This is a genomic window from Moritella viscosa (assembly GCF_900120065.1).
Classification (GTDB): Bacteria; Pseudomonadota; Gammaproteobacteria; order Enterobacterales; family Moritellaceae; genus Moritella; species Moritella viscosa.
The window spans coordinates 126,016-142,080 of record NZ_FPLG01000054.1; the positions used below are offsets into that span (position 1 = coordinate 126,016).

Here is a 16,065-nt window from a genome sequence, read left to right on the forward strand (position 1 = left end):
TAGCTAAGGATTCGCTTGAATATTTAGCTTAATATTGGATGCAGCGCTATAACCATAAAGATCTATGTACCACGAACCTACCTTTGGAGCATCAAAGGTGCAGCTTTCGTTATTACCTGAGTCGTTTGATCGACAGTCGTATCGACGACGTGAAGACTCAGCACCATGCCGGACATAAAGATCGACATCACCACTACCACCTGACATTGTTACAGTGAAACTAGTGTAATCTTCATTCAGCTCCTGAGTGAAGTGTTCCCACCGCCAGGTACCCACAGATATATTAGATTCTGTTCTGTCGATTACATTATTGCCACTACCACTACCAGCGATATAATTGCCAACCAAACTCAATCCGGAAAATGCACTATACCCTTTAACTCGGACATAATAAGTACCGCCCGATGCAGTAACATTACAACTTTCATTATTACCTCCGGCGTAAGGACGGCAATCATAAATACTATCTGTTGGCTTTGAACCAAATTTAACATACAGGTCAGCATCCCCCGTTCCACCGTTAATAATAAAGCTTATATTTGTAGCAGTGGTTGGGACTTCCATTCTAAACACGACATCTTGCCCTGCATTCGCGGTTAGATTAGTTCTGGCTACACTGTTTATTAACAAATCATCTTGTGGGGGAAGAGGAGGAGGCGTATCACCGGTACCACCTTTGGCCAGTTCACCAAGATAAGCAACTGCCAATTTGGCGAATTTTATTCCATGCTGAGCATCAAAGCTTGAATCATTCTCAGTATGTATCTTGGTATTAATATCTCCCATGGTTGACTCGAATGGTATTGATGCTGCAAATCCTTGGTTATACCAAGACGCATGATCAGAACAACCATAGCCACATTTGTCATAGCCATAGCTGATATCAGAAAAATAGGTATCAATAAGCTGACTCATAAACTGATTTTGCGCACGACTGGTATAATCTGTCATAAAGACAATATCATGCTCTGCAGTACCATGATGTCCTGTCATATCAAACTGAGCCACACCAATAACATTTTTACCACTGCTTTTAAAATCCTGTGCGATAGCATTAGAACCTCGTAAGCCGACCTCTTCAGCAGCATAGGCGATAAATTTAACCGTTTTGTTAGGCTTAAATCCACTAGCAACTAATGCTCTTAACGTTTCAGTAACCACAGATATACCGGAAGCATTATCATCTGCACCAGGAGCTCGGTCTGAGGTTCCCGACTGATTTATAGAATCAAGGTGTCCACCAATAACCACTATATCATTAGGCTCTGCTCTACCAACTACAGTTGCTATAACCGACGGTTGCTGCCAACTGTGGTTATAAAATTCCACTTTAATATCGGCACGATCACCCGCAATATCCGTCCAGCTATTCTTGATTTCCATAGCAGCATCAACCCCGGTCTGTTTGTTATAATAACGATTATGAAAACTACTTAAGGTATTAACTGTATTAGCTAAATTATCTGCTGATAACTCACTCACCAAGGCATCAACCCCACTTGTGTTATTAATAGTGTAATTGACCATTATCTGTGTTTCGATTTGCGCTGGTGCACTGGCAAATACCTGTGCTTGCTCAAACGTTTCATGGAAGAAGAAACCGCCACAGCGGTTAAATTTGTGGTGCATAAGTTCACTGAGCTGATCTATTTTGTCTTCACTCATACTGACCAACGCAATCTCACTATTACCAGCGTTTAGCATATTGTTCTGACTTAGGCTAAACTGAGCGTGATGCTTCTGGTTAATTAATTTGTAAGCATCTGACCCTAAAGTGATCCACACCTGTTGTGGTGTCTCAATATTTTTTTCAGCCTCTGTAGCCAACGTCGATAGAGAAACTAAACCTAATAGAAGCAAGGTATAAGATAAATTTTTCATTGAATTTTACCTGAATAAGAGAGGGGGAATATCCCCCTACTAAATAAAGAACGATATGTTTAAGGATTTGCCTGAATATTTAGCTCCACATCAGATGCAGTACTGTAACCGTAAAGATCTATATACCATGTACCCGCCTTTGGTGCATCAAAGGTACAGCGTTCATCATTACCTAAATCATATGGGCGACAATCATATCGTTCAGGTGAAGACTCAGCACCATGCTGAACATAAAGATCAACATCACCACTGCCACCTGACATTGTTACAGTGAAACTAGCGTAACCTCCATTTAGTTCCTGAATGAAATGTTTCCACTGCTGGCGATCTACAGATATATTAGATTCTGTTCTGTCGATTACATCATTACCGCCACCACTACCAGTTGTATAGCTGCCGACCAAACTCAATCCCGAAAAAGCGCTATATGCTTTAACTCGGATATAGTAAGTCCCACCTGATGCCGTAACATCACAACTTTCCTCATTTCCTACAGCATAAGAGCGGCAATCATAAATACGATTTGTCGGTTTAGAGCCAAGCTTGACGTAAAGATCTGCATCTCCGTTACCGCCACTCATGCTAAAACGAATGTCACTGGCACCTGCAGGAACTTCCATTGTATAAATAATCTCATCACCACTGTCAGTACCAAGACCTGTTACCGTAACCCCATTTTCTAATATTTTCTTACTATCAGGAGGTGTCGTTCCGCCACAACTAGTACCAGGACTGGCATTAGAATTAATGCCTACCGCAGCTAATGAAGCTTTAACCTCATCAGTGCTATAACCTAAATCACAGGCCGCATCCATAACACCATTACCAGCCTCATCCCAGTTAGTATTAGCGCTCCAATAGAGTTGGTTGGCTTTTGCGTAAACAATAAAGGCTTTTTTTGTATCCCAACCAACTGTCGTTGCCAAGTTATAAAAAGCCTTGTTATATACACCAGAAGTATTATGCACATCCATGCCTGAATTATAATTGGATTGATGATCAATAGATTTTCCATCTCTGGTCGGTTCATCCATATAGCGTAATGCACCGTTACCTTTGAATATTTGAGCACCGACCTGCCAGTCATTAGTACCACTCATAAAAAATTCAGCAGCTTCACCAGCCATATCAGAAAAAGCTTCATTTAAGCCTCCTGATTTAGCCTCATAAACCAATCCTGAATTTTGCTCGGTAAAACCGTGACTAACTTCATGAGCTGAAACATCCAAACTTACTAATGGATAGAAGTACGATTCACCATCACCAAAGGTCATCGCCGTACCATCCCAAAACGCATTCTCATAGTCTTTGCTATAGTGCACCCGCATTTTTAGCTGAAAAGATAACGGCGCAGTATTAATCCAATCGTTATACATATCAAATACCACACCACCAAAGTAGTGGGCATCATTAAGCGGAGAAAAAGCACCATTAATTGATTTAACTGTATTTTCAGGGCAGGTAAAACTAAACGCCGATGAACCATTAGTACCGTGATTTAGATTAATGGTTTTAACATTCGTATTATTCATAATACAATTATTACCAGACTGCCCTACATTCAAGTATCCGAAATCAGTACCATAATGATACTTACCCGTTTTCTCATTGCCACCAAAGCCAGTGGCATCGGCAGTTTGCAGATTATTGAAATGCTTTAATACCTCACCAGTTTGCGCATCAATAATATAGTAAGGACGCGATGGTTTATCACTATGCTGGAGGAAGCTAATTTCATATACCAAACGGGCAACTCCATCTTCGTCTTGCCAGATGGCTAGCTTTGACGTTTCGTTTTCTACACTGACAGAGTCTCCTACAAGGAGGGGGCTAGCCGGTGCACTGAGCATTTTAGCCTTATCTAACGCTGTTTTCTCTGCAATCCGAGGCGTGGTATTGATAATATCAGTGGTAATCCCATAAACAACAGCACCATGAGCATTCTTAATAGTACCGTCAGAATAACGAGATATAATTGCATGGTCTCCAATAACTGGAATATCATTAAACATCTGTTGATAACGCGTGGTAACACCACCATCACTATCGAGATAAGTTTTGACCACACTAAGACCTTCATTACTGGCTAGTCCTAATAACTGAGCTGTATTTGGAGCAGTAATAGATGTTGTTGCTGAAGATATTGCTGATAATTGTTGAACATTGTCACGTAAATTGATCTTCTGAGCGGCGGTAGCTGTAGTGGTGGAACTAAGAATACTTAGCGCTATAGTGCTTAAAATAAATTTATTTATTTTATTCATTGTAGTCTCCATCTAAATATTGTGATTGCTGATACAACACCTGTAATGTGTTGTTTAAAACGAACACTCAACACCTGAATCCGTTCAGACATTCCCTGGATATTACAACATGGCCAGTGCTACCTAAATGGCAGATAAATTGAGCAATGCTTAGCTTATCTGTCCCCCTAAAGTTACAAATAAATTTAGCTAACACTATTAACAAGTATCAACCTTAGGGAATGACTTAAAACCAATCGATTAACAATATACTAACAATTAGGTATTGCCAATCTTTTTAGAAAATTAATTCAAATATCAACTGAAATTAAAAACAAACGTGTTAACTTTAAATTAAAAACTGTAAGAGATTGTAATTAAATAACTTTATTTACTTTATTGAAATGTATTTCATATGTATAAAAGATTAGGTGAAGTAATACAGCCACCAAAACGTAAATATATATTTACACATTGTTATCGAGTTGTTGCACTGGATTTATTAAAACAAGATGATTTCTGATTTGATAAGTCTTAATCGGCAGCCATTAAATATTAATACTTAGTACTAAATTAGGGTTACAATGCTCTCCATCATTACCTTATTGCGAACAAAGGATTGCCATGAAAATTGATCTCACATTAAGCGGCTTAGTTGCACAAAAGCATACATTCACTTTGCCACTTGATTACAACAAACCTGACGGTGACACGATTGACGTATTTGTACGTGAACTTGTCGCGCCAGATAAACAAGATCAAGACCTGCCCTATTTGGTCTATTTTCAAGGTGGTCCTGGATTTGGTGCGGTACGTCCGATGGCAAATGCCGGTTGGATCAAGCGCGCATTACAAGAATACCGCGTATTATTACTCGACCAACGTGGCACTGGGCTATCTTCACCAATCAGTTCGGTAAGTCTTAATCACTTAACTACCAGTGAACAAGCGGACTACCTAAGTCATTTACGTGCGGATAATATTGTCCGTGATGCCGAAGCAATCCGAGCACAATTATCACCGTTTAATACCTGGAGCATCATCGGCCAAAGTTTTGGTGGCTTCTGTGTATTACGTTATTTAACCGCTGCGCCAGAAGGATTAACACAAGCTTTCATCACTGGTGGATTACCATCACTGACACGCCCTGCCGATGAGGTGTATCAAGCCACCTATAAACGCGTACAGGCGAAAAATAACGACTTCTTTACACGCTTTAGCGATGCGCAAGACCTTGTAGCTGCATTAGCAACACACATTACCGAGCACGATACTTACCTTGCGACAGGTGAAAAGCTAACAGTTGAAATGCTACAACTACTTGGCGTTAACCTAGGTATGGAAGAAGGCCCTGAAGCGGTTTATTACCTACTTGAACAAGCGCTTATCACTACGCAAAAAGGCACCCAAGTTAATCCTTTATTTTTAGCACAGTTCTGTCAGTTCCTTGATTACAATACCAATCCAATTTTTGCCTTACTGCATGAGTCTATCTATTGCCAGCAACAAGCATCAAACTGGGCTGCCCATCGCGTTCGTGCAGACTATGCTGAATTTAATTATCAAGCAGGCCAGCCCTTCTTATTCACTGGTGAAATGATTTATCCGTGGATGTTCGAGCAATTCAATAACTTGAAACCATTGCAAGAAGCGGCGCAACAGTTAGCTGAAAAAGAGGATTGGTCAGATCTTTACGATCTAGAGGTACTTAAAAACAACCAAGTACCGGTTGCGGCTGCAATTTATAGCGAAGATATGTATGTCGACATGCAATACAGTCTGGAAACAGTTGCACGTATAAACAACCTAAAATACTGGTTAACCTCAGAGTTCGAACATAATGGTATCCGTATGGACGGTGACAAAGTATTGAGTAAACTGATCGACTTAAATAAGGGTGCTACTCTCCGCTAATAATAGCACTGATACACCCTCTGATACTGGTATCACCCGTTAATAAAATGCAGGTGATACCACTTTTGTCTATAGGTCATATTTAAAAACGCGACTACAGCTCAGCCTGTTGCTGTAACCAGTCTAATAACACCTTCACTTTTGGATTGGGCGTAATATCTGCGCTATATACGGCATGATATTGATATGTTGCAGGACTAATTAGTGCCGGAAAGGGAGCAATTAATTCACCACTACGTAAATGTTTATCTACCAGCCGTTTACGCCCGATAGCCAGCCCTGCATGATTAATAGCAGCAACCATCGCCAGATCTGAACGGTCAAAACTCAAACCGCGATTATAATTCACTTCAGGTATCTGATGACGTTCAGTCCATTCTAACCATTCCGCATTGTAAGCAGCTTATTACATGCCTTGCAATCATGTAATAAGCTGCAGTTGCGAATATTTCCGGGGTTATCAATAAGGTCGTGTAACTCGGCATAAGCTGGAGAACAGACAGGCGTAACCTCCTCGGACATCAATTCAATATTCGATAATCCAGGAAAGGGACCAGATGTATAATAAAGTGCAACATCAATAAACTGAGTCTGAAAATTAATATCGTCATTACCAGTAAGAATATCCAACTGGATAGCCGGATATAGGCGATGAAAATCATGGATCCGAGGAACCAGCCAACACAGTGAAATAGAAGGACGGGCATAGATTGTCAGACGACCTGATAATTCATTACTGCGAATATCATTTAACTCTTCATCCAGTGAGTTAAACAACCGCTCGCAACTACGACATAATCTCGCGCCCTCACCCGTCAGTTTCAACTGTTTATGCAAACGATGAAACAGCTTAAAGCCGAGTTCTTGTTCCAACTTAGCAATACGATGACTGACTGCGCTGGGGGTGAGAAAAAGCACCTCAGCCGCTTGCGTGAATGAACCGTGCTGCGCTGCTTTTACAAAGGTATCCAAGTTAGCTAATTGGCTACCGCTAAACTGTTTGTGACTGCCGAATGTTAATTCCATAACTTAATACCCAAACTCCTTCAAGATGCTATATCAGAGACTCGCTGGGATATCAGAACAAGGCACAATATGCAGATAACGATTATTCCATTTTAAAATATTGTAACGCAGTACTGTTATTCAAGCGAGTCTCCCACAGGGCAAGCCGAAATAAGGAATCTTAGGCGTTATGAAGAATCAATTTTTAGCTTGCTGTAAATAGGCTGTCATTTCTTGATCTGGCACCATACCGCCGCCGGTAGCCCACACCAAATGTGTTGCATTCGCCAAACTATCACGAAGTTGCATCCTCTCAAGATAATCTGAATTATTGACCACATGCACTATCCCCGGCATTCCTGCCAGTGCAGAAGGTTCAAGCTTAAGCTGCTCAGTGTCATGAATCAGCCCTAATAACTGATACATGTCCGCATCTGTTAACGTAATATAGCCATCTAACATACGTTCCATTGCTTTACCGATAAAACCCGAAGCACGACCAACAGCAAGACCATCGGCAGCTGTAATATTATCAATACCGAGATCCTGAACAGAGATCTGATCATGGAGTCCGGTATAAACGCCTAATAACATACACGGTGAATGAGTCGGTTCCGCAAAAATGCAATGAACATTGTCGCCAAAAGCCAGCTTAAGACCAAAAGCAACGCCGCCAGGACCACCACCCACACCACAAGGGAGATAAACAAAGAGTGGATGTTGGCCATCAACAGTAATATCTTTCTCAATAAATTGCTGTTTTAATCGCTCTCCGGCAACCGCATAACCCAAGAACAACGATGTAGAGTTTTCATCATCAACAAAATGACAGAACGGATCTTGTAACGCTTCTTCGCGGCCGTGTTCAACCGCAATGCTATAGTCTGATTCATATTCAATCACATTTACGCCATGACTACGCAAGCGATCTTTTTTCCATTGCCGAGCATCCGCAGACATATGCACACTAACCTGAAACCCTAAGCTGGCGCCTATAATACCAATAGATAAACCTAAGTTTCCGGTTGAACCGACTGCAATTTTATACTGGCTGAAAAATGCCCTGAATTGTTCCGAATTAATCTTACTATAATCATCTTCTAAGCGAAGTAGACCTGCTGAAATTGCCAGTTTTTCGGCATGCTGCAGAACCTCATAAATACCACCCCGCGCTTTAATTGAACCCGATATTGGTAATTGAGAGTCTAACTTAATCATCATGCGACCTGGTAATGCCGTTTGATAGTAATTGCTCAGCGCCGCTTGCATAGCCGAAATTGTCTGCAACGGTGATTCAATAATACCGTGACTCTGCAGTGTTTCAGGAAATGCCTGACAAAAGAAAGGAGCGAAACGCAGCAAACGTTCACTCGCCTCCTTCACATCCACAGCAGTTAAGCCAACATAGGGTAAAGCTTCGGCATAACTTGTCGCTTTAGGATTAAACCAACTCAGTGGTTTAAGATCTATCAGCGATTCCAACAATGGAAATTCATTTATTAATTGTATGTTCCGGGTCTTATTCATCATATGCCTTAACTAAACAGTAAAATAAATAGTAAAATAAATAGTAAAATGAACAGTAAAATACCATCCATCACAGTGCCAATATAGGACACTTAAGGTTGCTAATTGCGATCGTCAATAACTCATTATTTCAAGATAATTAGTATGCATCGACCCCGCTTAAACGAACAAAGGATCAATTTTTAACCTTAGGATGAATCTGACGATGCCAGTAACGAGACAGAGATCACTGTAGGTTACTGCTGTAACCTACAACTATTTTATTTGTTAACGGATAAATTTTATCTGCTAATAAAAAAAGTGGGTATAATCATTTTATTAACTACATATTTAAATAAAGGTACACAGCATGCGTCATCCTCGCATCTTCGAATCCGGCGAACTAATCGTGGGTTCTAGCTTTGAATTATCACCAGACGGCGCAGGCCACGTTGGTCGTGTGTTACGTATGACTACAGGTGACACGCTAACTTTATTTAACGGTAAAGGTGGCCAATACCAAGCCACAATTGAACAAACCACGAAAAAATCAGTGACAGTTCAGATTGACGAATTCCAAAATATTAACAGTGAATCACCACTTAAGATCCACCTTGGTCAAGCGATCTCACGCGGTGATAAAATGGATTTCACTATCCAAAAATCTGTCGAGTTGGGTGTAACAACTATCACGCCACTCTTTAGTGAACGTTGTGGTGTTAAACTCTCTGGTGAACGTTTAGAGAAAAAAATACAGCAATGGCAAAAAATTGTCATTTCTGCATGTGAACAAAGTGGTCGTAATTACGTACCACAAGTACTAGCACCAAAACAGTTAAAAGACTGGGCGGCAGAAGAAACAACAGAACTCAAATTGAACCTGCACCCACGCGCAAAATACAGCATTAATACCTTACCCGAGCCTAAAAATGGCGTGCGTTTGTTAATCGGTCCTGAAGGCGGTCTATCTGCGGATGAAATTAGCATGACAGAACAATTTAACTTTGAAGAAACGTTATTAGGTCCTCGAGTATTACGAACAGAAACAGCAGCATTAACGGCGATCACCGCATTACAATGCCGCTTTGGCGATTTAGGATAGGATAGGATAAAGAATATGACAATTAAACTTGGCATCGTGATGGATCCCATTGCAGACATCAACATTAAAAAAGATTCTAGCTTTGCAATGTTAATGGAAGCGCAAAACCGTGGTTACGAACTTTTCTACATGGAAATGCAAGATCTGTTTCTGCTTGAAGGCCGTGCATATGCTGCGTCCCGTTCATTGAAAGTACAACAAGATCCAGCGAATTGGTACGAGTTAGGTGAAGAAACAAATCACCTATTATCCGATCTTGATGTGGTATTAATGCGTAAAGATCCTCCGTTCGATAGTGAATTCGTTTACGCAACTTACATGCTTGAGCGCGCCGAAGACGAAGGCACATTAATCGTTAACAAACCGCAAAGTCTACGTGATGCCAATGAAAAACTATACACAGCATGGTTTAGCGAATTCACGCCAACAACATTAGTAACACGTCGTAAAGACAAATTGCGTGCATTCCATAAAGAACACAAAGATGTGATCTTAAAACCGCTTGACGGTATGGGTGGCGCATCAATCTTCCGTCTTAACGAACAAGATAAAAACGTCAGCGTGATCATCGAAACACTGACTGAACATGAAACACGTTACTGCATGGCACAAAAATTTATTCCTGATATTAAAGATGGCGACAAACGTATCTTAGTTATTGATGGCGAACCGGTACCATATTGCCTAGCCCGTATCCCAGCAAGTGGTGAAACGCGCGGTAATATCGCCGCTGGCGGTCGTGGTGTTGCACGCCCATTATCAGAAAGTGATTGGAAGATTGCCAAAGCATTAGGGCCTAAATTAAAAGAAAAAGGCTTAATTTTTGTTGGTCTAGACGTGATTGGTGACAAGCTTACTGAAATCAATGTAACAAGCCCAACTTGTATCCGCGAAATCGAAGCAGCCTATGACGTAAGCATCACAGGTATGTTGATGGATGCAATTGAAGCACGTTTAAAGAAAAATTAATTTACCTGCCCACGCGTAAATGAAGAATAAAATAAATCATAGCTTATAATCAATTTAACCAATTAAGCTATGATTTTCTGCCATAATAACATTCACAGCTAACAATAAAAGATAGGCCTATGGACTCTTTGCAAGATCACTTCCTTATCGCGATGCCGAGCATGAAAGATGGTATTTTCGAACGCTCTGTTATCTATATTTGTGAACATAACAACGAAGGAGCGATGGGGATCATCATCAACCTTCCCGTCAATATTTCTGTCGACGAGTTATTATCACAAACAGTCGAAGCTGATCTAGACGATGAGACAGCCTCCCCTGCCGAGCCGAAAACAGTCATCGATGATCTGGTATTTAAAGGTGGTCCCGTATCTGAAGACCGTGGTTTTGTATTACATACGGCCTATCCTGGTTTTAGCTCGAGCTTACAAATCAATGATGAATTAATGATCACCTCATCATTAGATGTATTAGCAACACTTGGCACTAAAAAACAACCCGAAAATTATATTGTTGCGTTAGGTTATTCAGGCTGGACGAAAGGGCAGTTAGAACAAGAAATTGCCGACAACAGTTGGTTAACTATTAACGCTGACGAAAATATTTTATTTAAAGTGCCTGTGCACCAACGTTGGGAACAGGCCGTGCAAAAAATAGGTATCGACGTCAGCCAATTATCGAGTCAGGTAGGTCATTCTTAATATATACCAGCATCTTGAAGTAGCTTGGGTATAAAGAGTCCTACGGAGAAAAATATGAGTAATGCAGAAAGCGGACAAAGAACCCTGCTTGGTTTTGATTTCGGAACAAAAAGTATTGGTATCGCCGTTGGTCAGGAGATCACAGGAACAGCGCGGCCACTTGTGGCTTTTAAAGCCAATGATGGCATCCCGGACTGGGATTTAATTGAGCAACAGATTAAAGAGTGGCAACCCGATCTTGTGATCGTGGGTAAACCTCTCAACATGGATGGTACCGAGCAAGACATCACCAAACGTGCGATTAAATTTGCCAATCGTTTAACAGGCCGTTTTAATGTGAAAACAGAAATGCATGACGAACGTCTAACTACAAAAGATGCCAAAGCTCGTTTGTTTGAAGAAGGTGGTTTTAAAGCCCTTCAAAAAGGCGCTATTGATAGTGCATCAGCGATGGTGATCTTAGAAGGCTGGATGGAATCGCAATATGGCGCAGAGTTATAACGGTAAATAGCTATAACTTGTAAGCACGACTCTGTAGAGATTTACAGGGTCTAATCATCGCAAAGGACGCGCGCAATATGACGTTTATTCATGGTTTACTACAACGCTTATTATTTACCATTGGCGTCATGTTATTTATGCAACTTCCGCAGTTTATTGATCACTACAGCCAGCAACTTTCCGGTTATTACCTCGCCCAACAAAACCAACTACAGCAATTTCAATTAATTGCCGATACCAATTTTAATGGTCAGCTCGATACGCTCATCACTGATTTTAAATCTAGCCCAGCACCAGCTGTTCAGCAAATAGGTAAGCAAGTGCTCACGTTACAGCTATCATTACCTAAATTAGCGACCGATTTGGTGATCCTAACAGAAGGTAGTTATATAAATAAACTCACTTATTTTGTTACTCGCATCGACAGTCAATTAGCTGAAAATACCTTATCACTTTTCACACCAGGTATACCATTAAGCCAAGCAGCAATACTGACAGGGTTAATTGGCGGGACAACGCTAAACCTATTTTGGCTATTCAGTTTAAAATTATTAACGCTAATGTTTTCCCGCTTTTATATTCGCGGTAATAAATCTGCTTAGCTGTGTTTTAGAACTATAAATGAAGGAATTATCATGAAAAATGTCATTATCGTCGGCGCGACAGGGGCAACAGGCAACCAGTTAATGCAGCAGCTACTCAATGATATGACGATTGAGAATATCTATATCCTGCATTATCGACCGACACAGTTTGCGCATCAAAATAAAGTGACGGAAATCATTATCGATTTAGCCAATTTTGATAATTTATCTATTGCAGTCGACATTAACAGTGCTTATTGTTGCCTCGGTACAACACGTAAAAAAGCGGGTTCATTAGCCGCATTTAGGCAAGTAGATAAAGACTATATTGTTAACTTTGGTACTTGGGTAGCAAATAATACTAAAGCACAATTACATGTCATTAGCGCTGTTGGAGCCAATGCTAAGTCTGTAAGTAGTTACTTACAAACTAAAGGTGAAACAGAGCTGTTATTACGTCAGTTACCACTCTCAGCCCTATATCTTTATCAACCAACCCTATTACACGGTAAACGTGATGAGTTTAGATTAATGGAAGCTATTGCTTATTACCCACTGGCCGTATTGTCCCTCTTTCCCGTGACCCTTTTAAAGCAACAAAAGCCGATAAGCATCGACCAGCTTGCTAATGCTATGTATCAATTAAGCCAGCAAGTAACAAGTGGCCATCACGTGATAAGTAGCTTAGAGATCCAACAATATTAATCGCACCTATTTATTATCTGCACGTAGTTCCGTTGCCGCTTCAAGAACCTGTTGGCGGAACCAAATGTGGCTAGCGTCATGATGCAATAACGGACTCCAAATCATTTTCAATTCAATATTAGGGATCGGGAATGGTGGTTCAAGCAAAGTATAGTTACTGTTACTTTTATGAATAAGCGCAGCTTGAGTCGGTAATGTCGCTATTAGTTCATCTTGCAACGCCAGTTGCATCGCGACATTATAATTACGCGTAAATACCGTAATATCACGCTTCTTACCTAAACGATCAAGTGCTTCATCTACCCAGCCTAATTTTTGCACATCATGTGGATTCATCCCGACACCAACACCAAAACCAGTCTTAGATACCCACACATGTTTTGATGCTAAATAATGATTCAAATTAAATTTATTTACGATCGGATTATCTGCATTCATCATGCAAGTAAACGAATCATACCATAAGGTTTTTTGATAAAACGATTGTGGTAATTCATCAAACCGGTTAATCGCCATATCAATCTTGCCTTCCTCTACATCATGGAAGGTCACATCAGAGGGCGTCATAATATCCACAGTCATATTTGGTGCGACTTTATTTAGCTTACTCAATAGCCTAGGTATCAAGGTTGATTCTGCATAGTCACTGGCCATAATACGAAAAACCCGCTGACTATTTTGATCAAATTCTTTTTCTTCTTGTAAGGCTTCTTCTAGTTCGAGTAATAATTTTCTGATCACAGGGGCTAATTTACGTGCTTTTTCAGTCGGGGTCATACCACCAGAAGTACGCACTAAAACAGGATCGTCAAGGAGAGTACGCAACCGACGTAAGCCATTACTCATTGCCGGTTGGGTAATATTAAGCATACTTGCCGCACGAGTTACGTTTTTTTCACGCAACAAAACATCAAAGTAAATCAATAAATTAAGATCAATCCCTGATATATTCATAAAATAAATACCCACAACAATAAAAGTAATAAAACAATGCTATCTCAATGATATAGCAACTTACATGACATAAAATTTAATCATATCTAACGATATAACCAGAGTACACCACAAATAAGATAAATTAACAGCCTTATATATTCACAATGTGAATGATGACTATAGAAAATATAAACTAACTAAATATCAATTGAACGTTTAATATCAACTCATCAAAACGCAAATGAATAAAAGGCTTTAATCATTGCGTTTCAATTTAATCATCACTTGATCACTGTAAAGGATTTGCTATGTCAACATACAACAATGATATCGATTCAGTAGCTACACTAAAAGCTGAACAAGGTTCTAAATGGGCGGCAATTAGCCCTGAATATACAGCGCGTATGCGTGCTCAAAACCGCTTCAAAACGGGCCTTGAAGTTGCGCAATACACAGCTGATATTATGCGCGCTGATATGGAAAATTACGATAATGATTCTTCATTGTACACGCAATCTTTAGGTTGCTGGCATGGTTTTATCGGTCAACAAAAAATGATTTCTATCAAGAAACATTTTGAAAACAATACTGACCGTCGTTACCTTTACCTATCTGGTTGGATGGTTGCTGCACTGCGCTCTGAGTTTGGTCCACTGCCTGACCAATCAATGCATGAAAAGACATCTGTTGCAGCATTAATTGAAGAACTATACACCTTCCTTCGCCAAGCCGATGCACGCGAATTAGGTGGTTTATTCCGCGAACTAGACGCAGCAAGAGATGCGGGCGACTCAGCTAAAGTTGCTGAAACACAAGACAAGATTGACAATCACGTGACTCACGTTGTGCCAATCATTGCTGATATCGATGCTGGTTTTGGTAACGCGGAAGCAACTTACCTACTTGCTAAAAAAATGATTGAAGCTGGTGCATGTTGTATCCAAATCGAAAACCAAGTATCTGATGAAAAACAATGTGGTCACCAAGACGGTAAAGTAACCGTGCCACACGAAGATTTCCTTGCGAAAATCAATGCCGTTCGTTACGCATTCCTAGAGCTAGGTATCGATAATGGTGTGATTGTTGCGCGTACTGACTCACTCGGTGCTGGTCTAACAAAACAAATCGCTGTAACGAATGAACCTGGTGACCTTGGTGATCAATATAACTCGTTCCTTGATTGTGATGAGATCTCAGAAGCAGAGCTAGGCAATGGCGATGTGATTCTTAAGAAAGACGGTAAATTATTACGCCCTAAACGTTTACCAAGTAACTTATTCCAATTTAAACAAGGTACGGGTGAAGCGCGTTGTGTACTTGACTGCATCACGTCTCTACAAGGCGGTGCTGACTTATTATGGATTGAAACTGAGAAACCACACGTTGGTCAAATTGGCGCAATGGTTGATGAGATCCGTAAAGTTGTACCGAATGCAAAACTTGTTTACAACAATTCGCCATCATTCAACTGGACACTAAACTTCCGCCAGCAAATATTTGATATCATGCTTGAAGAAGGTAAAGACGTTTCAGCATATGATCGTGCAGATCTAATGAACGAGAAATACGATAGCACGGAATTAGCAATTCAAGCTGATGAGAAAATCCGTACATTCCAAGCTGATTCAGCACGTGAAGCTGGTATCTTCCACCACCTAATCACGCTACCGACTTACCATACAGCAGCGCTATCAACTGATAACCTAGCGAAAGAATACTTCGGTGATCAAGGGATGCTGGGCTACGTTAAAGGTGTTCAACGTAAAGAGATCCGTCAATCGATTGCTTGTGTTAAGCACCAAAACATGGCTGGTTCTGATATGGGCGATGACCATAAAGAATACTTTGCTGGTGATGCAGCACTGAAAGCAGGCGGTAAAGATAACACGATGAACCAGTTCTAATTTAGAACCTTATTGTGAGCTTATTATCAGTTAAATAATAAGAGTCAGTTAATATGAAAAAACCAGCTTCGGCTGGTTTTTTGCGTTTTAGCGATAAGCTAACAATCTTTGAGT

The 16,065-nt window shown here is 40.5% G+C and carries 14 protein-coding genes; 8 read left to right on the top strand and 6 right to left on the bottom strand.

Annotated features, from left to right (window positions below):
- Window positions 1-3 precede the first annotated feature (3 nt).
- A complete protein-coding gene (locus BT797_RS24565) occupies window positions 4-1,881 on the bottom strand; it encodes a M20/M25/M40 family metallo-hydrolase (protein WP_075471850.1) in 1,878 nt (625 codons plus the stop codon).
- Window positions 1,882-1,940: 59 nt separating this feature from the next.
- Complete coding sequence (locus tag BT797_RS09620; RefSeq protein WP_075471852.1) at window positions 1,941-4,145, bottom strand: M4 family metallopeptidase; 2,205 nt, start codon at window positions 4,143-4,145, stop codon at window positions 1,941-1,943.
- A gap of 603 nt (window positions 4,146-4,748) precedes the next feature.
- On the opposite strand from BT797_RS09620, the gene BT797_RS09625 reads away from it, so the two are divergent.
- Complete coding sequence (locus BT797_RS09625) at window positions 4,749-6,038, top strand: alpha/beta fold hydrolase (protein WP_075471854.1); 1,290 nt, start codon at window positions 4,749-4,751, stop codon at window positions 6,036-6,038.
- A gap of 94 nt (window positions 6,039-6,132) precedes the next feature.
- Here the strand turns inward: BT797_RS09625 and BT797_RS24570 are convergent, their stop codons facing one another.
- The 3 genes from BT797_RS24570 to dsdA all read right to left on the bottom strand — a co-directional run bounded on the left by BT797_RS24570 (window position 6,133) and on the right by dsdA (window position 8,570).
- Complete coding sequence (locus tag BT797_RS24570) at window positions 6,133-6,387, bottom strand: LysR substrate-binding domain-containing protein (RefSeq protein ID WP_254796129.1); 255 nt, start codon at window positions 6,385-6,387, stop codon at window positions 6,133-6,135.
- A gap of 29 nt (window positions 6,388-6,416) precedes the next feature.
- Window positions 6,417-7,064: a LysR family transcriptional regulator gene (locus BT797_RS09630; protein WP_254796130.1), complete on the bottom strand. Its 648-nt coding sequence runs from the start codon at window positions 7,062-7,064 to the stop codon at window positions 6,417-6,419.
- A 177-nt stretch (window positions 7,065-7,241) separates the two neighbouring features.
- Window positions 7,242-8,570 carry a D-serine ammonia-lyase gene (gene dsdA / locus BT797_RS09635; protein ID WP_075471856.1) on the bottom strand — a complete coding sequence of 443 codons (1,329 nt, stop codon included), beginning with the start codon at window positions 8,568-8,570 and terminating at the stop codon, window positions 7,242-7,244.
- Between the two features lie 349 nt (window positions 8,571-8,919).
- Here dsdA and rsmE point away from each other — a divergent pair, with 349 nt between their 5' ends.
- The 6 genes from rsmE to BT797_RS09665 all read left to right on the top strand — a co-directional run bounded on the left by rsmE (window position 8,920) and on the right by BT797_RS09665 (window position 13,111).
- Complete coding sequence (rsmE, locus tag BT797_RS09640; RefSeq protein WP_045111612.1) at window positions 8,920-9,651, top strand: 16S rRNA (uracil(1498)-N(3))-methyltransferase; 732 nt, start codon at window positions 8,920-8,922, stop codon at window positions 9,649-9,651.
- Window positions 9,652-9,666: 15 nt separating this feature from the next.
- On the top strand, window positions 9,667-10,620 hold the full coding sequence (gene gshB / locus BT797_RS09645) for a glutathione synthase (RefSeq protein WP_075471858.1): 954 nt from the start codon (window positions 9,667-9,669) through the stop codon (window positions 10,618-10,620).
- A gap of 119 nt (window positions 10,621-10,739) precedes the next feature.
- Window positions 10,740-11,321, top strand: a complete 582-nt coding sequence (locus BT797_RS09650) for a YqgE/AlgH family protein (protein WP_045111614.1) — start codon at window positions 10,740-10,742, stop codon at window positions 11,319-11,321.
- A gap of 54 nt (window positions 11,322-11,375) precedes the next feature.
- Window positions 11,376-11,822 carry a Holliday junction resolvase RuvX gene (ruvX, locus tag BT797_RS09655; protein WP_045111615.1) on the top strand — a complete coding sequence of 149 codons (447 nt, stop codon included), beginning with the start codon at window positions 11,376-11,378 and terminating at the stop codon, window positions 11,820-11,822.
- Between the two features lie 77 nt (window positions 11,823-11,899).
- The gene (locus tag BT797_RS09660; RefSeq protein ID WP_045111616.1) at window positions 11,900-12,424 is read left to right on the top strand and encodes a DUF2937 family protein; all 525 of its coding nucleotides are present in this window, start codon (window positions 11,900-11,902) and stop codon (window positions 12,422-12,424) included.
- Between the two features lie 33 nt (window positions 12,425-12,457).
- On the top strand, window positions 12,458-13,111 hold the full coding sequence (locus BT797_RS09665; RefSeq protein WP_075471860.1) for a Rossmann-fold NAD(P)-binding domain-containing protein: 654 nt from the start codon (window positions 12,458-12,460) through the stop codon (window positions 13,109-13,111).
- A 6-nt stretch (window positions 13,112-13,117) separates the two neighbouring features.
- Here the strand turns inward: BT797_RS09665 and BT797_RS09670 are convergent, their stop codons facing one another.
- Window positions 13,118-14,065, bottom strand: a complete 948-nt coding sequence (locus tag BT797_RS09670) for a LysR family transcriptional regulator (protein WP_075471862.1) — start codon at window positions 14,063-14,065, stop codon at window positions 13,118-13,120.
- 290 nt (window positions 14,066-14,355) lie between these two features.
- Here BT797_RS09670 and BT797_RS09675 point away from each other — a divergent pair, with 290 nt between their 5' ends.
- A complete protein-coding gene (locus BT797_RS09675) occupies window positions 14,356-15,951 on the top strand; it encodes an isocitrate lyase (protein WP_075471864.1) in 1,596 nt (531 codons plus the stop codon).
- The last annotated feature ends 114 nt before the right edge of the window (window positions 15,952-16,065 follow it).